Source organism: Pigmentiphaga litoralis (assembly GCF_013408655.1).
Lineage (GTDB): Bacteria > Pseudomonadota > Gammaproteobacteria > Burkholderiales > Burkholderiaceae_B > Pigmentiphaga > Pigmentiphaga litoralis_A.
On sequence record NZ_JACCBP010000001.1, the window covers coordinates 317,837 to 340,781 of the forward strand.

Below are 22,945 nucleotides of genomic sequence, written 5' to 3' on the forward strand. Positions count from 1 at the left end.
TGCCGGGCTCACTCACCCCTGATTGCGGATCCAGCGCGCGGCCTGCGCGACTTCACTGGCGCTCAGGCCTATCGGGCCGATTCCCTGTTCCACCAGGCGGTCGGCGGCGGCCCCGTGCAGCCAGACACCGCCCGCAACGGCCTCCTCGGGCAGCAGGCCCTGCGCAAGGAGTGCACCCAGCATCCCGGACAGGACATCGCCCGTGCCGGCCGTAGCCAGCCCGGGATTGCCGCTGGTGTTGATGCGCCAGGCGCCCGATGGGCTGCAGACTATCGTCCCACTGCCTTTCAGCACCACCCAGGCGCCATACCGGGCTGCGATCGCACACGCCGCGGCAATGCGGTCCGCCTGCACGGCGTGCGTGTCGCTGCCCAGCAGCCGTGACGCTTCCAGTGGGTGCGGCGTCAGCACCTTGATGCCCTTGCGCTGGCGAAAGGCTGCCTGCATGACTTGATCGCCCCCCAGCAAGGTCAATGCGTCGGCATCGAGTACGACGTTGGCGTCCGGACGTTCCTGAAGCACGCGCGTCAGCCAGCCTTTGGCGGCGTCGTCGGTGCCCAGGCCGCAGCCCGCGACCCATGTGTCGACGCCCAAGGCATCGGCGGCATCGAGCACGCCGGCCGCGTCACGCACCATCAATTCCGGATGCATGGGATCGCACGGCAGGCTGAGCGGCGGCGTGTCGGCCAGCGCCACGAAGATCTTGCCGGCGCCGGTCAGCAACGCAGCGCGGCTGGCGAGCAGGGCCGCGCCGGTCATGCCGGGTGCGCCGGCCAGCACCGCCAGCGTGCCGTAGCTGCCCTTGTGCGTATCGTTCTTGCGGGACTGGAACAGCGATGGAACGTCGGCTTTCCGGATCAGATGGCCGATGTCATTGGTGGGAAGGTCGGTGCTGGAAGGCGCGGCAGCGGTCACGTCGTCGCCAGCACCCGCATTGGCGCCGATATTCAGACCAATTTCCAGGCCGACGTCCGCGTTGGCCTTCGCGTCGGCCTTCGCGTCGACCCCCAAACCCGCCCCCAAACCCGCCCCCAAACCCGCCTCCGCACTCGCGTCAACAAACGCCGCCAACTGCAGATCGTCCACCTCGATCGTGCCGGCCACGTCGCTGCCTGCGCGGGTGTGCAGGCCGGGTTTGTCGGCAATGAAGGTCAGGGTGTGGGTTGCCTGCACGCAGGCATCCTGCGCGGCGCCCGTGTCGCCGTTCAGGCCGCTCGGCACGTCGATCGCCAGTCGCGCGACCGGCTGCGCGTTGGCCCACGTGATCCAGGCCTGCGCCTGGGCGTCCAAGGGGCGTGTCAGGCCGATGCCGAACAGGGCGTCGACAATGACGCCACGTGGGACATCACCGTCCAGCAACAGGCCGTCGGTAATGCGGCCCTGATCCAGCAGCGGGGCATCGAACAGCGTGCCGGTGGACAGCGGTTCGTTCGACAGGTCATCGGCCGGGTCGCCCTCGGCGAACAAGGAATTGCTGTCGGACGGGTCCGCAAGCAGGTCGGCGTCAGACCGGTCCGCAAGTAAATCTGTGGATACGGTGTCGCCCCGTTCCACTGGCTCGCGCGACGCAACATCGCCTGCCAGGTCAGCCGCGGTGACATCGTCAGCCGTCACGTCGTCAGCAGTGACTTCCGTTGGCGTGACGTCGCCGGCGGTGGCATCCAGTGCGGCGCCCGCGTCAGTATCGATCTCGGCCGCGCTTGCCGCATCACGCAGGGCAGCGCTCAGCGCTTCCGACCTCAACCCGGGATCGCCCGCCGCAGAGTCGTTTTCCCCAAAGCCGCCGGCCGCAGACTCGACCTGCCCAAAGCCGCCCGCCCCGCCTGCGCCCTCCGTTCCCGCATTTCCCACCGGCCACACCGGTTCCCCGCTCTGCAACAGCCCTGCCGGCAAGGCGTCCCACGCGCGCTGGGCGTCCTCCGGCCGGCCGGCGTCGGACGCAGGCAGGGCCCACACCTTCACATGGCGGCCGGCCTCGTGCAGCATCCGGGCCAGGACCAGGCCGTCGCCCCCGTTATTGCCGGGTCCGCACAGCACGACCACGGCCCCGCTGGGCCACGACGTGGCGATGCGGGCGGCGGCGCTGCGGGCGGCGCGGTCCATGAGGGTACCGGGGGGCAGGGTGGCGGCCGCGTCGGTTTCAATGCGGCGCAGGGCGGTCGAAGTCAGCAGAAGAGGGGAAGCAGGCATACGCAGGACTCCGAAAAGGTCGTCAAGCGTTTAATTCTTGCGCGTGTACCGCCCGATGTCCAATCCGGTCAGATCGATGGCCGGAGCCTTGCCCGCCACCAGATCGGCCACGATCCGTCCGGCGCCGGCTGCAAACGTCCACCCCTGGGACCCATGCCCCGAGTTGATGAACAGCCGTGGCATGCCCGTGGGGCCTAGCACGGGCGGGCCGTCGGGGGTCATGGGCCGCACGCCTGACCACCAGGCGGTTCGCGACATATCGAGCCGCCCGGGCAGCCAATCCATGCCGACCCGTGACAGCGTCCGCAACGCCTTGTTTCGCAAAGTCGCGTCGCGCGACCCGATTTCGGCCGTGCCGGCGATGCGAAGGCGCTGCCCGAAGGGCGTGATGCTGGTTTTGTATGCCTCGTCCATGACCGTCTGGCGCGGACCAATCGTGTCGGGGCGCAGGGCGACGTTTGCCGAATAGGTCTTGATGCCAAGGACGGGCAGGCGCACGCCCATTGGCCGCATCAGCCGGGCCGAATCGGCCCCGGCGCACATCACGACCGCGTCGGCCGACAGCGTGCGTCCTTCGGTCAGGCGCACGCCCTGCACGGCGCCGGCCTGCGCCGTCAGTTGCCGGACCGTCGCATTGAACAGGAAGGTCACGCCGGCCTCTTCAGCCAGGTTGGACAGCTGACGCGCAAACAACGGGCAGTTGCCCGACTCGTCATTCGGAAAGTGGATGGCGCCGGCCAGCGGCGTACCAATCTCGATGGCGCGCGCCAGGCTGGGCTCGAGCTGCGCCGTCTCGTCGCGCGACAGCACGGTGTGCACGACACCGGTGGCTTCAAGCACACGGCGCGTGTGCAATGACGCGGCCACATCGCGGTCGCTGCGCAGCAATTGCAGCAGGCCGGTGCGTTGCTCGTATTCCAGCGTGTGGGTCTCGCGCAGTCCGCGCAACTGGTCGCCGCTGTAGCGGGCCAGCCGTTGCATGATCTCGTGATGGGCCAGGGACCGGTCGGCGCGGCACTGGCCCAGCCACTGCCGCACCCAGCGCCACACCGCAGGATCCAGGGAAGGGCGCAGCAGCACGGGCGCTTCGGGCTTGAACAGTCCGGTAAGCAGGCTAGCGCGCAGGCCCGGCGCAGACCAAGGCGACGTGTAGCCTGGCGCCACGAAGCCGGCGTTGCCGAAGCTCGCCTCTTGCGCCACGCCGCTGCGCCGGTCGATGACCGTGACCCGCATGCCTTCCTGGCTCAGGAAATAGGCGGTGCACACCCCCACGATCCCTGCACCCACCACTATCACATGCATAAAAACCTGATTGACTCTTGAACGTTGTGGGGTGGCCCGGTGGCCGGGAGGAGGTACGGGTACCGCGGTTGCCTGCAAGCCGGAACACGGGCTCGGCGGGGCGCCGGCGGGCACCGGATTGTACGCGGTTCCAGGAGGGCCCGAAGCCGCTGTCTCCCCAGGGCGACGCCCGTGAAATGGTCCTTGCTCTTCGCGTTTTCCCTTGATTGCCCGCATCGAAGTAAAATGATGGGCGAAACCGCGTTTCCCCTCCCTCGATTCTAGTGTCGTCTCTTATTGTGGCCTCCATTTTGCGCCTGCCCGGACCCCTCGCCCTTTCCTCTTTCCGTCGCGAACGCCTGCTCGAACGCCTGCAGTCGCTGCCTGGCGCGATCGCCGACGTCACGGCGCGCTACGTGCATTTCGTGCACACCGACGGGCCGCTGTCGGACGCCGATGCCAAGCGCCTCGATCAGCTCCTGCACTATGGCGAGCCCTTCGTGGCCGGCCCGGCGGGCCAGTCGCTGCTCGTCATTCCGCGCCTGGGCACGCTGTCGCCGTGGGCCAGCAAGGCCACCGACATCGCGCGCAATTGCGGCCTGGACGGCGTGCGGCGGATCGAACGCGGGGTGCTGTACACGCTGTCGCCCAAACGCGGCCTGCTCAGCGGGTTCACCGGCACCAAGACGCTGAGTCCTGAAGACCTGGCTGCCGTGGCCTCGGTGCTGCACGACCGGATGACGGAAACCGTGGTCGACGGCGAATTCGATGGCGCGCCGCTGTTCGCGACGCTGCCCGGCAAGCCCATGCAGACCGTGCCCGTGCTGGAACAGGGCATCGCCGCGCTCGCCACGGCCAACCTGACGATGGGGCTGGCGCTGTCCGACGACGAGATCGATTACCTGGTCACGTCGTTCACCACGCTGGGCCGCAACCCGACCGACGTCGAACTGATGATGTTCGCGCAGGCCAACAGCGAGCACTGCCGCCACAAGATCTTCAATGCGCAATGGCGCATCGACAGCGCCGACCAGCCAAACACCCTGTTCGGCATGATTCGCGCGACCCACGCCGCGCAGCCGCTGGGCACCGTGGTCGCGTATTCCGACAACGCCGCCGTGATGCAGGGCGGCCCGGCCGAACGCTTCCATGTGCAGGCGGGGGACACGACGCTGGCCTACGGCAAGCGGGACACCATCGTCCACACCCTGATGAAGGTGGAAACGCACAACCACCCCACGGCCATTTCTCCGTTCGCGGGGGCATCGACCGGTGCGGGCGGCGAAATCCGGGACGAAGGCGCGACCGGCCGCGGCTCCAAGCCCAAGGCGGGCCTGACCGGGTTCACCGTGTCCAACCTGCGCTTTCCGGAGGCGCCCGAGCCCTGGGAAACCGACTCGCATGGCCTGCCGGACCGCATCGCGTCGCCGCTGTCCATCATGCTGGAAGGCCCGATTGGTGGCGCCGCATTCAACAACGAATTCGGCCGCCCGAACTTGGTGGGCTATTTCCGCAGCTACGAACAGACGGCCGGCGGCACGCGGTGGGGCTATCACAAGCCCATCATGATCGCCGGCGGGCTGGGCAGCATCGACGATGGCTACACCCACAAGCTGGACCTGCCGCCAGGCTCGCTGCTGATCCAGCTGGGCGGCCCGGGCATGCGTATCGGCATGGGCGGCGGGGCGGCATCGAGCATGGGCGTCGGCAGCAATACGGCTGACCTGGACTTTGATTCGGTGCAGCGTGGCAACCCCGAAATCGAGCGGCGCGCACAGGAAGTGATCGATCGCTGCTGGCAGCTGGGCGCCGACAACCCCATCCTGTCCATCCACGATGTGGGGGCGGGCGGATTGTCCAATGCCTTCCCCGAAGTGGTGGACGGCGCCAATCGCGGCGCCACCTTCGACCTGACGCAGGTGCCGCTGGAAGAATCCGGCTTGTCGCCTGCCGAAATCTGGTGCAACGAATCGCAGGAACGGTATGTCCTGGCGATCGCGCCCAAGGACCTGGAACGCTTCGACGCCCTGGCGCGCCGTGAACGGTGCCCGTATGGCGTTGTAGGCGTCGCGACCGAGCAGCGTCAGCTGCGCGTCGTCAACGGCGAAGGCTTTGATGCCGCCGACACGTCGGCGGAAGACTGGGCCCGCACCTCCCGCCCGGTCGACGTGCCAATCGAAGTGATCCTGGGCAAGACGCCCCGCATGGTGCGCGACGTGGCGCGCCTGCCGGGCGTGCGCGAACCGATCGACGTGGTCGGCCTGGATCTGGACGACATTGCGCTGCGCGTGATGCGTCATCCCACCGTCGCCAACAAGACGTTCCTGATCACCATCGGTGACCGGACGGTGGGCGGCATGTCGTCGCGCGACCAGATGGTTGGCCCATGGCAAGTGCCGGTGGCTGACTGCGCTGTGACCCTGGCCGATTACCGCGGCTTTCGCGGCGAAGCCATGGCGATGGGCGAACGCAGCCCGCTGGCCGTGATCGACGCGGCCGCGTCCGGACGCATGGCGGTGGCTGAAGCCATTACCAACATCGTGGCGGCCCCCGTGGCGCGCCTGGAAGACATCAAGCTGTCGGCCAACTGGATGGCCGCCTGCGGCGAACCGGGGCAGGATGCTGCCCTGTATGACACGGTCGACGCCGTCAGCCAGCTGTGCCAGCAAGTCGGCCTGTCGATCCCGGTCGGCAAGGACTCGCTGTCGATGCGTACGGGCTGGCAGGTGGATGGCGAAGACCGCAAGGTGGTCTCGCCGGTGTCGCTGGTCGTGACGGCGTTTGCCTCGATCGAAGATGTCCGCCCGTCGTTGACCCCGCAACTGCGCACCGATGAAGGCGATACGTCGCTGATCCTGATCGACCTGGGCCAGGGCCGCAACCGCCTTGGCGGCTCGGTGCTATCGCAGGTGATCAACCAGGTGGGCGACAGCGTGCCCGACCTGGAATCGGCCGACCAGCTGGTCGCCTTCTTTGCCGCGGTCCGCACGCTTGCCGAAAGCGGCGTCATCCTGGCCTACCACGACCGTTCCGATGGCGGCGTGTTCGCCACCGTGTCCGAAATGGCGTTCGCCGGCCGCGTGGGCGTCACGCTGAACATCGACATGCTTACGCTCGACCCGCATGCCTCGGACTGGGGCGACTTCAAGATTCGCGCCGACCAGGTGGCCGTGCAGCGCGCCGAACTGACCTTCAAGGCCTTGTTCTCGGAAGAGGCGGGCGCCGTGATCCAGGTCCCGACGGCCAGCCGCAATGCGGTCATGGAGGTGCTGCGCGGTGCGGGACTGTCCAAACACTCCCACGTGATCGGCAGCCTGAACACCACCGACACGATCGACATCTACCGCGACGCCAAGAAGATCTGGTCCAAGCCGCGCGTCGAACTGGCGCAGGCCTGGAGCGAAGTGAGCCACCGCATCATGGCTCTGCGCGACAACCCGGCCAGCGCCAAGGCCGAATTGGCCATCTGGGCCGACAAGGACAATCCGGGCCTGTCGCCCCGTGTGACGTTCGATCCGCAAGCCGACGTGGCGGCGCCGATGATCGCAACGGGCAAGCGCCCGCGTGTGGCCATCCTGCGCGAGCAGGGGTGCAATAGCCATGTCGAGATGGCCTATGGCTTCGACAAGGCGGGCTTTGCGTCGCACGACGTGCACATGACCGACCTGCTGGCGGGCCGGGTGGACCTGAACGAGTACCACGGCCTGGTCGCCGTGGGCGGCTTCAGCTACGGCGACGTGCTGGGGGCGGGCGAAGGCTGGGCCAAGACCATCCAGTTCAACGCCATGCTGGCGGACATGTTCTCGGCCTATTTCGGCCGCAAGGAAACGTTTGCGCTGGGCGTCTGCAATGGCTGCCAGATGCTGGCGGCCCTGGCGTCGATGATCCCGGGTGCCGAGCACTGGCCCCGTTTCACGCGCAATCAGTCGGAAAAGTTCGAAGCGCGCTTTGCGATGGTGGAAGTCATGGACTCACCGTCCATCTTCCTGCAAGGCATGGCCGGCTCGCAGGTGCCGATTGCCGTGTCGCACGGAGAAGGCTACGCCAACTTCACGCAACAGGGCGATGCAGGCAAGGTGCTGGGTGCCCTGCGTTACGTCGACAACCGCGGCCAGGCGACCGAAACCTACCCGTACAACCCCAATGGTAGCGCGGGCGGTTTAACGGGCGTGACGACCGCTGACGGCCGCTTCACGGCCCTGATGCCGCACGCCGAACGTGTCTTCCGGAATGTGCAGATGTCGTGGGCGCCAAAAACCTGGGGCGAGCAGGACAGCGGCGGCGAGTTTTCGCCGTGGATGCGCATGTTCCGCAACGCGCGAGTCTGGGTGGGCTGAGCCCGCCAACAGAAGAGGAGCCGCCCTGGTAGTCAGGGCAGTTCGATAAAAAGCCTGTTCGTCGCAAGACGGACAGGCTTTTTTTTGTGGCTGACACCGCGCATCCTTGCGGACCGGTGGCCACGTTTGCGTACGGTACCCCACAAAACAAAACCCCCGGGCTTGCCTGGGGGTTTTGTTCAACACGGTAAGCATTGGAACGCCTTGCGACGTTCCCGGAATCAGGCTTGCGCCCGAATCAGATGCTTAGAACTTGTGCTGCAGGCCAAAGGCCAGCTGGCGACGGCTCACGTCCGTGTAGTTGGTGCGGGTAACGAACTGACGCTGATCGTAGTCGTTGAAGAAAGCGTACACGTTGGTGCGCTTCGACAGGTCATACACGTAGCCGACTGCGTAGCCGTCGATTTCCGACTTCGTCGTCTTTTGGTAGGCAGCCATCACCTTACCGGCGCCCAGAGGTGCGCTCAGGCCAACGGTATAGGCGTTGTCGTTGCCGTACAGGCCAGCGAAGTTGTTGGTGTAGTTAGCGCCGGTAGGCGAAACCAGAGCACCGCCAACGTTGTTCAGCGGGTTCTTCATGTGCGACCAGCCAGCGTAAGCTGCGACCACGCCGAAGTCATACGATGCGCCGACGATCAGGTTCTGGGGCTTTTCGCCGCCGTTCAGAGCCTGGTTGGCGTCCGACAGGTTGGCGTACGAGTACGTAGCGACACCCTTCAACGGGCCGTTTTCGTACTTCAGGCCAACGTCGATCAGACGGTTGTTGTTGCCGTTGCCAGCAACTTCTTGTTCGTTCACGGTGCCTTGGCCAGCTTGGAAGCTGTAACCCACGGCGCCTTGGAAGCCGGCGATAACTGGCGAGTAGTAGTAAGCCGAGTTGTTCACGCGCGAACCGGCGCCGAAGTCACCCTGGTTGTAGCCGAACGTGGTGCCGATCGACGAACGCGAGTACGACAGACCGAACGGGTTGACGATACCAGCAGCCCACATGAAGCCCAGGTTGGTCGTACGGCCCAAGGTCAGGCGGCCAGCGCGTGCGCTTTCCAGACCGACGAATGCATAACGGCCGAACAGGCGGTTTTGCTGGGTCGAAACACCGGTGTCGATGTCAAAGCCGCTTTCCAGTTGGAAAATTGCCTTCAGGCCGTTGCCGATGTCTTCCGAACCACGGATACCCCAGCGCGATTGGGCGCCCAGGCCGCTGTCGATGCCGTTGCGGGCCTTCGAACCTTCAGTCTTGTCATTCAAGAAACCAACGTCAGCGATACCGTACAACGTAACGTTGCTTTGGGCGTTAGCTGCACCGGCAAAGCCAGCCAACAGAGCGGCGGCGAGAAGGGTCTTCTTCATTTAATTAGGTCTCCAACGGAGTGAATAACACGATAAGCCAACAGCGTCATACACAAGCGCTCGGCTAGGGCCGAACCTTTGTATATGTGCCGCGGCGGCCTTGCTCTCGATTTCAGTGAGCGATGGTGCTGGCTGCGAGAAATCTGGAATGAATTTCACCAGAAAAGCCGAACGCGTGCCAACTCTTAATTCCGCTGCAACATTGATGTGTTGCGATTTGCCCTAAACGCTGTGACATCCTTGCAACCGAAGCTTGGAATAGGGACGGAAAACTGCGTAATGCCTCAAAACACGTTTCAGTAAAAACGCCCCATGTTGCAGTGACGTGACGTCAGTGCTCAATGGGGCGTTTCATACAACTAAGGCAAACCCTGATAGCGGAAAATTAACCTGCCAGGATTAGTTTTAGTGTTGGTTCAAACCAACGTTTGCCATCAGTTGATTTTTGCCTTCTGGCGCAGGCTGGCCTGGAAGTCGCGCAGTTTGGCCTGGCGCAGGGACTCTTCGATCTGCGGACGCAGCTGATCCAGCGGCGGGAACTGGCTGTCGCGCACGTCTTCAAGACGGATCACGTGCCAGCCAAATTGCGTCTGCACCGGGTTGGTGGTGGTCTGACCCTTGGACAGGCCGGCCAGTGCGTCCGAGAACGGCTTGACGTACGTGCTTGCCGGCGCCCAGTCCAGATCGCCACCGTTGGCGGCCGAGCCCGGATCCTTCGACTGCTTGGCCAGGTCTTCGAACTTCGCACCCTTGTTCAGCTGGGCAATGATGTCCTTGGCCTGGGCTTCGGTTTCGACCAGGATGTGACGCGCGCGGAATTCCTTGTCGCCCTGGGCGCTTTTGACGCGGTCGTATTCGGCCTGGACTTGCTGCGGCGTGATCGCGTTCTTGGCGAGGTAGTCGTTGAACAGACCGCGAATCAGCACGCTCTGGCGCGTCAGGTCGATTTCGGCCTGGACTTCCGGCTGCTTGGAGATGCCGCGCTTGTCGGCTTCCTGCAGGAAGACTTCACGGTTGATGAGTTCTTCGCGGATCTGCTCGCGCAGTTGCGGCGAGTCGGGCTGGCCTTGCTTGGTCAGCAGGTTGACGAATTGATCAACGCGCGAAGAAGGGATGGCCTTGCCGTTCACGACGGCAGCGTTTTGGGCAAAGGCGGGAACTGCCACGGCCAGCGCAGCCGTCAACATCAAAACACGCTTCATCAGGGAAATCCTTACTATGAATAGATCGGCCGGAAGCCAGCCTGATTTGTTAGGTCTTGTCGGAATTTTCTTGGGAAGTGAGCGCCGTAATGGCGAGCGCATGCACCTCGTCAGGCATCAGATCCTTCAATCGATCATACACCAGGCGATGTCGGCTCACCCTTGACAAGCCCGTGAAACGGTCCGAAACGACGCGTACCCGGAAGTGTCCGGCGCCCCCCGCGGCGCCGGCGTGACCGGCGTGCAGGTGGGATTCGTCGATGACGTCAAGGGCCTGCGGATCGAGTCCGCCCAGCAGGCTGCGGATGGTGGCGACGCGGGCGGCGGTCATGACCGTTCCGCCCCGGCGTCGGTTTCCGCCTTGATCACTTCCGCCGCGCCTTCCTTGGTCGGCGTCTTCATGTGCCGGCCCAGATAGATCGACTGGATGATCACGAAGGCAAGCAGCAGGCCGAAGATGCCGAATACCTTGAAGGTCACCCAGGTTTCGGTCGGCCAGTTGTAGGCGACGTACAGGTTGACGCAGCCCACCACGGCAAAAAACAGCGCCCATGCCGTGTTCAGGCGGTTCCAGATCGCGTCGGGCAACTGGATCTGCGCGCCCAGCATGCTGCGCATCAGGTTTTTCTTGGCAATGAACTGTCCGCCCAGCAACACCACGGCGAACAGCCAGTACAGCACGGTGGGCTTCCACTTGATGAACAGTTCGTTGTGCAGGAAGAGCGTTGCCCCGCCAAACACGACGATGATCGTCAGGTTGATCCAGTGCATGGGCTCGATTTTCTTGCGCCGGGCGACCAGCCACACGATCTGCAGCACGCTGGCGGCCATGGCGACGCCGGTCGCGACATACAGGTCGGCAAACTTGTAGGCGCCAAAAAAGAGCAGGAGGGGAAATAGATCGAACAGAAGTTTCATTGGGGCTCGATAGTCAGGAAACGGGCCTTGGCCGCGGTGCACCCGGGGCGCGCGCGGTGGCAAGGGAAGGGAGCTTATCGCGGATCGGCGCGGGAAGGGAATCGGCGCGGTCCGCTTCGTATGGCGGCGGTCTTGTGAGCGCCCTCTATATATAGAGGTGCTCTATATATAGAGGGGTGGGATTTCAAGCGGCCCGGCTGTCGGGGCGCAGCGTGCTAACTGGCCGGTGGGTCGGTGCAGCCATGCATTGCCGGCGCGCTGGGCCTGTACCGCGTGGTGGACGAGTTGGATCGGGAGGTCGCGGCCTGCAAGGGAGCCGCGACATCCCGTTCGGATCAGCGCGAGGCGCCCGCGGCCGGGCTGAACGGTTCGAACTTGAGCGAGACGGAGTTGATGCAATACCGCACGCCGGTCGGCGGGGGGCCGTCGGGAAACACGTGGCCCAGATGGGCGTCGCACACGTTGCACAGTACTTCGGTGCGAACCATGCCGTGGGTGGTGTCCCGCTCCTCGCGCACGTTGTCGGGATTAAGCGCCTTGAAGTAACTGGGCCAGCCGCAAGACGAATCGAATTTGGTGTCCGACGCAAACAGCGGCGTGTTGCAGGCGACGCAGCGGTAGATGCCCGGCTCGTGGTGATCCCAGTATTCACCCGTAAAGGCGCGCTCGGTCGCCTTTTCCCGTGCGACCGCGTATTGCATCGGGGTCAGCAGGGTGCGCCATTCGGCGTCGGATTTGTTCACTTTCTTTGGAGCTGTCATGCGGGGGTCCTCACGAAGAACAACTGACTTCCAGATGGCTCGCCCAGTCGGGCGGGATACGGCAGTAGGCGTCGAATCCCGGTCTTTCCGTATACGGATCCTTCAACAGCATCACCAGCGTCTCGATTTCCGAGGTGTCGCGCTGCGTGGCGGCCCGAATCGCCGTTTCAGCCAGGTGATTGCGCAATACATAGAGCGGGTTGATCCGGTTCATCGCGTCGGCCCGCGCGGCGTCATCCAGATCATCCTCGCGCAGGCGGGCCCGGTAGGTGTCCAGCCAGGCTTCGGCGGCCGGACGGTCCGCGAACAGGTCCACAAACGTTTCCCGGCCGGCCGATGCCGCCGCTTCGGTGGCCGGATCCTTGTGCACCTGCGCCAGGCGGCGGAAGCTGAGCGTAAAGTCGGCGCCGTTGCGGTGCATGACGGCCCACAGGGCGTTGACCAGATCGGCATCCGACTCACGCCAGGCAGCCAGCCCCAGCTTGCGGGCCATCAGGCCATGGAAGGTGTCCAGGAAGGTGGCTTCGTAGCCGTCCAGCGACGCGCGAATGGCGTCTTCGTCCTCGATCAACGGGAACAAGGCCCCGGCCAGCTTGTACAGGTTCCAGTGGCCCACCGCCGGCTGTGCGTCCCAGGCATAACGGCCCGCGCTGTCGGTGTGGTTGCAGATGTGATGGGCATCGAACGCGTCCATGAAGCCATAAGGGCCGTAGTCCAGCGTCAGGCCAAGAATCGACATATTGTCGGTATTCATGACCCCATGACAGAAGCCCACCACCTGCCACTGCGCCATCAGCGCCGCCGTGCGCCGGGTAACCTCGGCCAGCAATCGCAGGTACGGGCCGCCCGCCACGTCGGCCGCGCCTTCCGGCGCCGTCCGGCATTCGGGGTAGAAGTGATCGATCACATAATCCGCCAGGACGCGCAGCGGTTCGATCTGCTGCCGGCTGGCCCAGTGTTCGAACGACCCGAAGCGCACGAACGACGGCGACATGCGGGTCACGACGGCTGCGGTTTCCATCGTTTCGCGGCGGACCGGATCGTCGGACGCCACCAGCGCGAGCGCGCGGGTGGTCGGAATGCCCAGGCCCACCATGGCTTCTGACGCCAGATATTCGCGTACCGATGAGCGGAGCACCGCCTTGCCGTCCCCCATCCGCGAATAGGGAGTGCGTCCGGAACCCTTCAGTTGCAGTTCCCAGGGGCCAGCGGGTGTGTCGACTTCACCCAGCAGCAACGCGCGCCCGTCACCCAACTGGCCAGCCCACACGCCGAACTGATGCCCGCTGTAGACGGCCGCCAGCGACACGCCGCCCGGCAGGGGGGCGGCGCCGGAAAACACGCGCAGGAATTCGGGAGTGGTGAACACGTCGGGCGACAGACCGATCAGCGCCGCGGCGTCGGCATTGGCGTGGACCAGCCACGGGTCGGTCAGGGGTTGGGCAGTGACCCGGGTGTAGAAATCGGGTGACGCGTCGGCAAAGGAATTGACAACCTTCAGGGCGTCGAGCGTAGGAGCAAGAGGGGTAGTCATGGCCAGGGCTAGGGCGGGGTGACTCGATAAAAGAAGGTTAACCTATTTGTCTGGTGGCGACGGTGGGCTTCGTCGCAAGGTGTTGCCGGGCGTATCGTGCGTTCCGGTCGTGGATTGCGCGTCGTTTTTTTGTGCGCCGGTTGCCGGTATTCGGGGGGGAGTTCGGGTTTGGAAGGCGGGATCGTTGCGCTGCTCAATGGCATCAGCTATGGGCTGTTGCTGTTCATGCTGTCGGCAGGACTGACCCTCATCTTCAGCATGATGGGTGTGATCAATTTCGCCCACGCCAGTTTCTACATGGTGGGGGCGTATGCGGCCTACGCCATCGCGACTCAGATCGATGCCTCGCCTGCCTGGGCCGGGGCCGGCTTCTGGGCTGCCCTGGTGCTGGCGCCGCTGGGGGTCGGCGTGCTGGGCGCGCTGGTGGAACGGTTTGGCTTGCGGCGGGTGCGCGGGCAGGGCCACGTGGCCGAACTGCTGTTCACCTTTGCGTTGGCCTACGTGATTGCCGAGGTCGTCCAACTGATCTGGGGGCGATCCGCCGTGCCCTACCGGCTGCCGGAATCGCTGCAGCAGCCGCTATTTGTCGTGGATGGCACGCAGTTTCCGGCCTACCGGGCGTTGATGATGGCGGTGGCGGGCGGCATGCTGCTGGCGCTGTGGATCTTGCTGCATCGCACGCGAGTGGGGCTGGTGATCCAGGCGGCCATGACGCATCCTTCCATGGTCGAAGCGCTGGGGCACGACGTGCCGCGGGTGCTGATGGCGGTGTTTGCGGGCGGGTGCCTGCTCGCGGGGCTGGCCGGCGCGGTCGGCGGCAGTGTGTTCGTGACCGATCCGGGCATGGCGCTGGCGGTGGGGCCAATCGTGTTCGTGGTGACCGTGGTGGGCGGCCTGGGGTCGTTGACCGGGGCGTTTGTGGCCAGTCTGTTGATCGGTGTGCTGCAGACATTGGCGGTCGGTTTCGATACGTCGGTGGGGGATCTGATCGGCGTGACCGCGGGATCGGCCGCCGACGGATTGGCCGCATCCTTCGCGCCCTTGCTGGCCTTGCCCCTGTCGCGGATTGCGCCCGTCCTGCCGTATCTGGTGCTGGTGGGGGTGCTGATCTGGCGGCCGTTCGGTTTGCTGGGAAGGCGCGAGTCGTGAAGGAAGGTGCGGTGGAGTCCTCTGGCGGCGCGTTGCCGGCCATGCCCGGGCCGGGGCGTGCCATGGCGCGGGCCGGGTGGCCGCTGATGATTTGGGGCGGCGCCGCCCTGGTGTTGCTGCTGGCGCCGTGGCTGCTGGGCGGCGCGTCCGGCAATGCCTACGCGGTGACCCTGCTGTCGCACCTGTGCGCCATGACGGTGTTCGCGCTGTCCTACAACTTGCTGCTGGGCCAGACCGGGCTGCTGTCATTTGGCCATGCCGTTTATGCCGGCATGGGCGGGTGGGTCGCGGTGCGCGCGCTGAACCTGGCCGGCGACGGACTGCCTTTGCCGGTCTCGCTGGTTCCCCTGGTCGGCGGACTGGGGGGCGCGGTGGTTGGTCTGCTGTTCGGGCTGCTGACCACGCGGCGGGGCGGCACGCCGTTCGCGATGATCTCGCTGGGAATTGGCGAGTTGATGTACGCGCTTGCAGCCATGTTCCCCGGTTGGTTCGGCGGCGAGGCAGGCATCGCCACCAATCGGGTCGTGGGCGATCCGGTGTGGGGGATCACTTTCGGCCCGGACATCGAAATCTATTACCTGACGGCGGCCTGGAGCTTGGCCGCCGCGCTTGCCATGTACGGACTGACCCGTACGCCGCTTGGACGGATGGCCAGCGCCGTGCGCGATAACGCGCAGCGCGTTGGCTTCATTGGCTACGACCCGAAGCGGGTGCGCTGCACGATGCTGGTTGCCGCCGCGTTCTTTGCCGGCATGTCGGGCGCGCTGACGGCCTTGAATGTCGAAGTGGTCAGCGCCGAAAGCCTGGGGTCGATGCGATCGGGCATGGTGCTGCTGGCGGTGGTGATCGGCGGGTCGGCCTACTTTGTCGGGCCGGTGCTCGGCGCGATCACCGTCACGCTGATGGCGATGGCCTTGTCGCGCCACACGCCGGCCTGGCAGCTGTACCTTGGGCTCGGATTTGCCGCGACCGTAATGTTTGTGCCGGGCGGCATCGCAGGGTTCGCCGCGGATCAGGGCCGGCAGTGGCGGGAACGCGGCTGGCGGATGCTGTCGGTTCCGTATGTCCTGGCGGCGTCGGGCGTGCTGGTGCTGGTGTTCGGCACGGTTGAACTGGTCGAGCCGCTGTATCGCGAGCGCTTGCGGCTCGGGCAGGCGGCGCCGGTGCCAGACGCGGCGGCTGCAGCGTCCGGAGGGTGGGAGATCGGGGGCGGAATGCCGTGGTGGATGGCGGTGGTGGTGATGGCTGCGGGGATTGGCATGTTGGTGCTGGCGCGCCGGTTCAGGGCCCGGGCTGAGGGCGGCCAGGATCATGGCTCGGCGGTGTCGGACCGGAGGGCGAGTTGATGACGCGGGCGATCCAGCGGGGTGTCGGGGAGATCGCTGCGGATGCGGCGCTGGGTGGCGGTCGGCCATCGCGCGTATCGTCTGGCGCACCCGCCGCACCCGCCGCACCCGCCTTGCAACTGACCGATGTCTCCAAACGGTGGGGCAAGGTCGACGTGCTGCGATCGGTGTCGCTGTCGGTCGCTGCCGGCGAACGCCACGCCGTCATCGGTCCCAATGGGGCCGGCAAGTCGACTCTTTTCCATGTGATCTCCGGTCTGACCTCGCCCACCCGCGGCCGCATCCAGCTGGATGGCCGCGACATTGGCGGCCTGGCGCCGCACGTGATCAACCGGCGCGGGCTGTCACGCAGCTTCCAGGTGACCAACGTCTTTCCCCGATTGACGGTGATCGACAATTTGCGGTGCGCTGCGTCCTGGTCGCTGGGTGCGGGGTATGCGTTCTGGCGACGTGCGTCGACGCAGCGCCCGATCAACGACCGTGCCGACCACCTGGCCGATCGCCTGGGCCTGCACGCTGACCGCCTGCGCCTGGCGGGCGAACTGACCTACGCGCAGCAACGCGCACTGGAACTTGGCATGGCCATCGCGACCGACGCCCGAGTGCTGCTGCTCGATGAACCCACCGCCGGCATGAACCGCGCCGAAGCCGCGCGCATGGTCGAACTGGTGCGCGGGGCGGCGGCGGGGCGATCGCTGCTGATCATCGAACACGATATGGACGTCGTGTTTGCGCTGGCCGATCGGCTGTCGGTGCTGGTGCAAGGCGAGGTGATTGCGTCTGGCGCGCCCGATGTCGTCCGCCAGGATCCGGCGGTGCGGGCAGCCTATCTGGGACAGGCGCGGGATGGCGACGGCGGCACCGTCTCGTCCCTGCATGGCAAGGGGCCGGCGGCATGACAGGGCGACATCATGACAGGCGACACCATGAGCCGTCCTGATCACGCCGTGTCCCCGTTGATCGTGCAAGACCTGCACGCCTGGTATGGCGCAAGTCATGTGCTGCAGGGCGTGAACCTGACCGTGCAGCCTGGCCAAATCGTGGCCTTGCTTGGCCGCAATGGCGCGGGCCGTTCCACGACAGCGCGCGCGTTGATGGGCATGGTCCGGGCGCGCGGGAAGATGCAATGGCGGGGCGAGCAGTGGCTCGGACGCCGCACGTTCGACATCGCGCGTGCCGGCATCGGCTACGTACCGGAAAGCCGGGATGTGTTTCCCACGTTGACAGTACTGCAAAACCTGGCGCTGGGCGTGCGACGCGGCGGCCCGCCGTCGGCCTGGACCATGTCCGACACGTGGACGCAGTTCCCCCAGCTCGAGCGCCGCGCCCACACGCCCGCGCATGCCTTGTCGGGCGGCGAACAGCAGATGCTGTCGCTGAGCCGCACGCTGATGGGCGATCCCGCGCTGGTCATCATCGACGAACCGACCGAGGGCCTGGCGCCGATGCTGGTGGAGCAGGTCGCGCGCTGTCTGGAAGCGCTGAGGGACCGCGGGCGATCCGTGTTGCTGATCGAACAGCGTTTGGACATTGCCTTGCAAATTTCCAGTCGTCTGTATGTGCTGGGACATGGCAAGATCGTGTTCGAAGGAAGTCCCGACACCCTGCGCCTGGATGCCGCGGTGCGTCGCGACTGGATCGAGCTGTAGCAGACACACGTGCGATGCCGCGTTGCCGGCGTCGGCACGATCCCGAGCAGACATTACGACAAGGATAACCATGGCTGCCGCCTACGAGGTCCGAGAGGACATCGCCGTCATTACCCTCGATAACCCGCCGGTCAACGGCCTGGGATTCATCACGCGCCGCGACCTGGTCGAAGGCGTTCAGCGCGCCTGTGAAGACAGCGCCATCCGGGCCATCATCGTGACCGGGGCCGGCAAGGCGTTTTCCGGCGGAACGGACAGCGAGGAATTCAACACCCCCAAGGCGCTTCAGGAACCCATCGTGCTGTCGACGATCAATCAGGTCGAAGCGTCCACCAAGCCCGTGATCGCCGCGATCCACGGGGTGGCCATGGGCGTGGGACTCGAACTGGCCCTGGGCTGCCATTACCGCGTCGCCGCGCCTGACGCGCGCCTGGCCCTGCCCGAAGTGCGGCTTGGTCTGATGCCCGGCGCCGGCGGCACGCAGCGTTTGCCGCGCGCCATCGGCGTGCCGCGCGCGCTGGCCATGATCCTGTCCGGTGATCCCCTGCCAGCGACTGACTTTGCCGATACGCCCTTGATCCAGGCGCTGATCGAAGGTGACCTGGTCGACGGCGCCTGTGACTTCGCGCGCCGGGTCGTCATTCCGGCCGCCGCTGACGGGCAAGTACCGCGCTTGCGTGACCTTGACGTGGACACCAGCGGCGCGGCGCTGGCCATCGAGCAGGCACGCGCGGGCATTGCGAACACGTCGCCGGAACTGCTTGCTCCCGCTCACTGCATCGACGCGATCGAGGCGGCAACCACCGACCCTTTCGAGCAAGGCATGCGCCGTGAACGCGAGTCCTTCCTGACCCTGCTGGAATCGCCGCAATCACGGGCTTTCCGGCACGGGTTGATGAGCGAGCGGGAGGCAGGCAAGGTCGATGGCCTGCCTGCCGACGTGACCGCCGGACCGCTGGATGTGATCGCGGTAGTGGGGGAGGGCGGACATGGCCTGGACCTGGCGCAGGTTGCCGCGCGCGCCGGGTGCACGGTGCTGTGGTTCAACACCGCCGAAGGCGCGGTGACCGTGTCCGCGGCGGCAGCTGCCGCCGCCGATTCGGCCAACGCGGGTGCGGCCGGGACGGCGGCGGGTGACGCGACCGGCACCGTGCCGGAAACGTTTGACAGCCTGACGCACGTTACCGAATTGGCCGCCCTGGCCGATGCGGACCTGGTGATCGTGACCTCGCAGCCCGGCATGGATCCGGATCTGCCCCTGTTCGAAGATCTTGACGAACTCATGAAGCCCGATGCGATCCTGGCGGCCGATGCGGCCACCACCGACATCGATGCCCTGGCGTCCTTTACGCAGCGCCCGGACAAGGTCGTGGCTTTGCATGGCTGCCGATCGTCGCGGGGCGTGGGCGTGCTTGAAGTGGGCCGCGGCAAACATACCGACGACAAAACAATTGCCACCGTGCTGGCGTTCGCCAAGCGAGTGGAACTGCCGGCAATCGTGTGCGTCGGGCTGAATGGACTGATCGGCGAACGCATGCGCCGCCGGTATGGCCGCCATGTCGAATCGCTGCAGGATCGCGGCGTGCCGCTGGCGCGGATCATCCATGCACTGGGCGCGTTCGGTTTTGACCCGCCACCGTTGTTGCCCGACATGGCGCCCGAAGCCGTGGCCCCCGACACCAGCGGCATCGATGACGCCAAGATCGTGGAATACCTGATGTGCGGTCTGGTCAACGAGGCGTCGCACCTGCTGGACGAAGGCATCGCTCAACGCGCATCGGATATCGATCTCGTCTGCCTGAAAGGTTATGGCTTTCCGGAGCACACGGGTGGACCGCTCTGTTATGCGCATGAACGCGGCCTGGACTGCATGGTGGCGAGTCTGCTGGAACATGGTGAGTCCTGTCCTATCGAAACGCACGATTGGGTGCCGTCGCCGCTCCTGGTGCGTCTGGCGTCGGAAGGGCGTCGGTTCGATTAGCGCCACGACGCGGCAAGCGTGCGCTGTCGCGCCGGACGTAAAAAAACCCGGCTACGCAAACTGACGTAGCCGGGTTTTTTACGGGCCGAGCGATCAGAGGATTTCGGCCGCGTGGTCCGCCAGACGCGAGCGTTCGCCGCGTTGCAGGGTGACGTGGCCCGAGTGGGCCCATCCCTTGAAACGGTCGACCACGTACGTCAGGCCCGAACTGCCTTCGGTCAGGTAAGGCGTGTCGATCTGGGCGATGTTGCCCAGGCAGATCACCTTGGTGCCCGGACCCGCCCGCGTGACCAGGGTCTTCATCTGCTTGGGCGTCAGGTTCTGCGCTTCGTCGATGATGAGGAACTTGTTCAGGAAGGTGCGGCCGCGCATGAAGTTCAGCGACTTGACCTTCACACGAGACCGGATCAGGTCCATCGTTGCCGCGCGGCCCCAGTCGCCGCCGTGATTGCCAGAGTCGGACTCGCCCATGTTCAGCACGTCAAGGTTGTCTTCGAGCGCGCCCATCCACGGCAGCATCTTTTCTTCTTCCGAACCTGGCAGGAAACCGATGTCTTCGCCAACCGGTACCGTGACACGCGTCATGATGATTTCGGTGTAGCGCTTGGTTTCAAGCACCTGGGTCAGGCCGGCCGCCAATGCCAGCAGCGTCTTGCCGGTACCCGCCTGGCCAAGAAGCGATACAAAATCGCAGTCCGGATTCATCAGCAGGTTCAGCGCGAAATTCTGTTCGCGATTGCGGGCGGTAATGCCCCACACGTTGTTTTTTGAATGCGTGTGATCCCGCAGAGTCTGCAGCACCGCCGTCTTGCCGATGACTTCCTTGACCTGCGCGTACAGCGGCATGCTGCCTTCGAAGTACACGAACTGGTTGATCGCGAACTGAGTGCACAGCGGACCGGTGATCCGATAGAAGGTGCTGCCGCCCTGTTGCCAGGATTCGATGCCTTTCCCGTGCTTGTCCCAGAAGTCGGCAGGCAACTGCAGAATGCCGGTATAGAGCAGATCGGAATCTTCCAGCACCTGGTCATTGAAGTAGTCTTCGGCCTGCAGGCTCAGCGCACGCGCCTTGACGCGCATGTTGATGTCCTTGGACACCAACACGACGTCGTGGTCGGGATACTGGTCCTGCAAGGACCGGACGACACCCAGGATCTGGTTATCGGCCTTGCCGATCGGCAGGCTCGCCGGCAGCACGGTTTCGACCAGCGTGGTCTGCAACCGCAGGCGGCCAAGCGCTTCGCGGCTGCCCAGCTTGTTCAGGGCAATGCCGTTTTCGATGTCGTCCACATCGCTGACCAGCATGTCGAGCGACCGGCTGACCTGGCGCGCATTGCGCGCCACTTCCGACATGCCCTTTTTCTGGTTGTCGAGTTCTTCGAGCGTCATCATCGGCAGGAACACATCGTGTTCCTCGAACCGGAAAAGCGAGCTCGGATCATGCAGCAACACGTTGGTGTCGAGCACGAACATCTTGGTCTTCTGGGACCCCTTGGCCTTGGCGCGCGCGGTCGCGCCGCCTTGCCTGGCGGCAGGCGTTTTCTTGCCAGCGGCTGTCGCCTTGCTGGCAGGTTCGGCTGGCGCAGGTGTACTGCGTGCCTGGGGTGCGCGCGGCGCGTCGGACGGCGCGGCGGCAGGGACGGCAGCCAGGGGTGCAGGGGCCGGCGCTGCGGCCATGGACGGCGACGCCGATGGCGCGTCGGGCGTCAGCAGCACGCCTACGGGCGCAGCGGTTGCCGACTTGGCCGACGCCGACTTGCCGGCGCGCGTGCGCGACGTCTTGGCGGGCGCGGCCTGGATGCCGGAGAGTTCAGGTTGGACTTCAAGCGGGAGGGAAGAAGACGCCTGGGGCGCGGCGGTATCCGACTTCTTGGTGCGTGTTGCGGGTCGCGCGGGTTCACCCGTGGGAAACGACAAAATAGCTGCGGGCCGGGTGGGCATCTTTGGAAGCGGCATGAGCGCGTATCTCCTCGTATGGGAATCCTAACGATACTGCACTTCGGTCGCCGTTTCGTCCCGCCGAGCCGATTAAAATATGTGACCGTCCGCGCCGTTCACCCGCGGCCTCTTGCGTCACCCCAGTTCGCGTGCCGCGGCGAGTACCGCATCAACGTGGCCGGGCACCTTCAAGCCGCGCCATTCCTTGCGCAACACGCCGTCGGCGTCGATCAGAAAGGTGCTGCGTTCAATGCCGCGCACCTGCTTGCCGTACATGTTTTTCATTTTCATGACACCGTACAGTTCGCATACCTTTTCGTCGGGATCCGCGATCAAGGCGAACGGAAATTCCTGTTTTTCGCGAAACTTGACGTGCGACGACAGCGTATCGCGCGAGATGCCGAAGATGCGCGCGCCGGCGGCTTCGAATTCGGCATGCAGGTCCCGGAAGTTCTGGCCCTGCGTCGTGCACCCCGGTGTGTTGTCTTTCGGGTAGAAGTACAGCACCACGATCTGGCCTTTCAGGGCTTCCAGCGAAAATTCGCCGTCGGTGCTGGGGGCGGTAAAGGTGGGCGCGGGGCTGTCGATAGCGATGGTCATGGGATCCTTGGGAAAACGTGTCGGGCAAAATCAGAAGGCAGTACAGCGCAATAGGCGGAATCCGCAGCGAGCGGCGCAACGCAGAACAGCAGAGCGCGGCAGACGCGCCGCGGGCCGGTCAGCCCGGCAGCAGGGCGACCACGACGCGGCGGTCTTCGGACATGAGGATGTTGTAGGTACGCGAGGCTGCCTGGCTATCCATCATTTCGACGCCCACCCCCGCTTTCAGCAGCGGCCGCAGCAGCGCAGGCGACAGGAAGCGCTGCTTGTTGCCGGTGCCGATCAGCAGCACTTCGGGCAGGGGCTTGGTTTCCAGGTCGACCAGCTGGGCCATGGCGGCCGCATCGATCTGTTCGACGGACTCGGGCGACCAGCGCACGACATCGCCTTCCGGGCCGAAGACGACGGCATGGGCGTATTCGGTCTTGTTGACTTCGATATAGCCGTCGCCATAGCCGGTGACGGTGTTCAAGGACGTATTGGGGTCGGAATGCAACTTCACGTTCGGCTCCGGAAAAAGGAGGGGCGGGCGGCGGGTCGACGCCGTGCCGGGGATGGACAACGCACCGGTACGCGGAAGGCCGCCAGGGAAGGCGCCGCCAGCGATTTGCTAGGGGCAGCCCGTTTAGCTAGATTATAGGTTTATGCGGTTTGGTACAGCCCCGGGTGGGACGGTTTTGCCCACCCCGATGCCTGTCTCTGGCCGCTT

General features: G+C 65.3%; 17 protein-coding genes and 1 pseudogene. 6 read left to right on the forward strand and 12 right to left on the reverse strand.

What is annotated here, in order from left to right; translation table 11 throughout:
• Positions 1-12 precede the first annotated feature (12 nt).
• The 3 genes and pseudogenes from HD883_RS27500 to HD883_RS01275 form a co-directional block, all read right to left on the reverse strand.
• Complete coding sequence (locus HD883_RS27500) at positions 13-915, reverse strand: NAD(P)H-hydrate dehydratase (RefSeq protein WP_373563409.1); 903 nt, start codon at positions 913-915, stop codon at positions 13-15.
• A gap of 225 nt (positions 916-1,140) precedes the next feature.
• Positions 1,141-2,190 (reverse strand): annotated as a pseudogene (locus tag HD883_RS27505) (NAD(P)H-hydrate epimerase); the annotation flags it as partial.
• Positions 2,191-2,220: 30 nt separating this feature from the next.
• The gene (locus HD883_RS01275) at positions 2,221-3,492 is read right to left on the reverse strand and encodes a D-amino acid dehydrogenase (RefSeq protein ID WP_179588203.1); all 1,272 of its coding nucleotides are present in this window, start codon (positions 3,490-3,492) and stop codon (positions 2,221-2,223) included.
• A gap of 263 nt (positions 3,493-3,755) precedes the next feature.
• On the opposite strand from HD883_RS01275, the gene purL reads away from it, so the two are divergent.
• On the forward strand, positions 3,756-7,808 hold the full coding sequence (gene purL, locus HD883_RS01280; protein ID WP_373563292.1) for a phosphoribosylformylglycinamidine synthase: 4,053 nt from the start codon (positions 3,756-3,758) through the stop codon (positions 7,806-7,808).
• Between the two features lie 246 nt (positions 7,809-8,054).
• On the opposite strand, the gene HD883_RS01285 is transcribed toward purL, so the two are convergent.
• The 6 genes from HD883_RS01285 to HD883_RS01310 form a co-directional block, all read right to left on the reverse strand.
• Positions 8,055-9,158 carry a porin gene (locus tag HD883_RS01285; RefSeq protein ID WP_179588202.1) on the reverse strand — a complete coding sequence of 368 codons (1,104 nt, stop codon included), beginning with the start codon at positions 9,156-9,158 and terminating at the stop codon, positions 8,055-8,057.
• A gap of 434 nt (positions 9,159-9,592) precedes the next feature.
• On the reverse strand, positions 9,593-10,360 hold the full coding sequence (locus tag HD883_RS01290; RefSeq protein ID WP_179588201.1) for a peptidylprolyl isomerase: 768 nt from the start codon (positions 10,358-10,360) through the stop codon (positions 9,593-9,595).
• Positions 10,361-10,409: 49 nt separating this feature from the next.
• On the reverse strand, positions 10,410-10,691 hold the full coding sequence (locus HD883_RS01295; protein ID WP_179588200.1) for a BolA family protein: 282 nt from the start codon (positions 10,689-10,691) through the stop codon (positions 10,410-10,412).
• Positions 10,688-11,278: a septation protein A gene (locus HD883_RS01300; RefSeq protein WP_179588199.1), complete on the reverse strand. Its 591-nt coding sequence runs from the start codon at positions 11,276-11,278 to the stop codon at positions 10,688-10,690. Before HD883_RS01300 ends, HD883_RS01295 begins: the two co-directional genes overlap by 4 nt.
• Positions 11,279-11,613: 335 nt before the next feature.
• Positions 11,614-12,039, reverse strand: a complete 426-nt coding sequence (gene msrB, locus HD883_RS01305) for a peptide-methionine (R)-S-oxide reductase MsrB (protein WP_179588198.1) — start codon at positions 12,037-12,039, stop codon at positions 11,614-11,616.
• A gap of 10 nt (positions 12,040-12,049) precedes the next feature.
• Complete coding sequence (locus HD883_RS01310; RefSeq protein ID WP_179588197.1) at positions 12,050-13,573, reverse strand: protein adenylyltransferase SelO; 1,524 nt, start codon at positions 13,571-13,573, stop codon at positions 12,050-12,052.
• Positions 13,574-13,798: 225 nt separating this feature from the next.
• Between HD883_RS01310 and HD883_RS01315 the strand changes: the two genes are divergently transcribed.
• The 5 genes from HD883_RS01315 (at position 13,799) to HD883_RS01335 (ending at position 19,698) form a co-directional block, all read left to right on the forward strand.
• The gene (locus HD883_RS01315; RefSeq protein ID WP_373563410.1) at positions 13,799-14,722 is read left to right on the forward strand and encodes a branched-chain amino acid ABC transporter permease; all 924 of its coding nucleotides are present in this window, start codon (positions 13,799-13,801) and stop codon (positions 14,720-14,722) included.
• Complete coding sequence (locus HD883_RS01320; protein WP_373563293.1) at positions 14,719-16,068, forward strand: branched-chain amino acid ABC transporter permease; 1,350 nt, start codon at positions 14,719-14,721, stop codon at positions 16,066-16,068. Before HD883_RS01315 ends, HD883_RS01320 begins: the two co-directional genes overlap by 4 nt.
• Entirely contained in the window at positions 16,068-16,967 is a 900-nt protein-coding gene (locus tag HD883_RS01325) for an ABC transporter ATP-binding protein (RefSeq protein ID WP_179588195.1), read from the forward strand. The genes HD883_RS01320 and HD883_RS01325 overlap by 1 nt, the downstream gene beginning before the upstream one ends.
• Before the next feature lie 27 nt (positions 16,968-16,994).
• Positions 16,995-17,717 carry an ABC transporter ATP-binding protein gene (locus tag HD883_RS01330; RefSeq protein WP_179588194.1) on the forward strand — a complete coding sequence of 241 codons (723 nt, stop codon included), beginning with the start codon at positions 16,995-16,997 and terminating at the stop codon, positions 17,715-17,717.
• Positions 17,718-17,787: 70 nt separating this feature from the next.
• On the forward strand, positions 17,788-19,698 hold the full coding sequence (locus HD883_RS01335) for an enoyl-CoA hydratase-related protein (protein WP_179588193.1): 1,911 nt from the start codon (positions 17,788-17,790) through the stop codon (positions 19,696-19,698).
• A 93-nt stretch (positions 19,699-19,791) separates the two neighbouring features.
• Here HD883_RS01335 and HD883_RS01340 read toward each other — a convergent pair whose 3' ends face one another.
• From HD883_RS01340 to HD883_RS01350, 3 genes are all read right to left on the reverse strand, one after another.
• On the reverse strand, positions 19,792-21,654 hold the full coding sequence (locus tag HD883_RS01340; RefSeq protein WP_179588192.1) for a PhoH family protein: 1,863 nt from the start codon (positions 21,652-21,654) through the stop codon (positions 19,792-19,794).
• 117 nt (positions 21,655-21,771) lie between these two features.
• On the reverse strand, positions 21,772-22,236 hold the full coding sequence (locus HD883_RS01345) for a peroxiredoxin (RefSeq protein WP_179588191.1): 465 nt from the start codon (positions 22,234-22,236) through the stop codon (positions 21,772-21,774).
• Positions 22,237-22,354: 118 nt separating this feature from the next.
• Complete coding sequence (locus HD883_RS01350) at positions 22,355-22,738, reverse strand: Mth938-like domain-containing protein (RefSeq protein WP_179588190.1); 384 nt, start codon at positions 22,736-22,738, stop codon at positions 22,355-22,357.
• Positions 22,739-22,945: the final 207 nt, after the last annotated feature.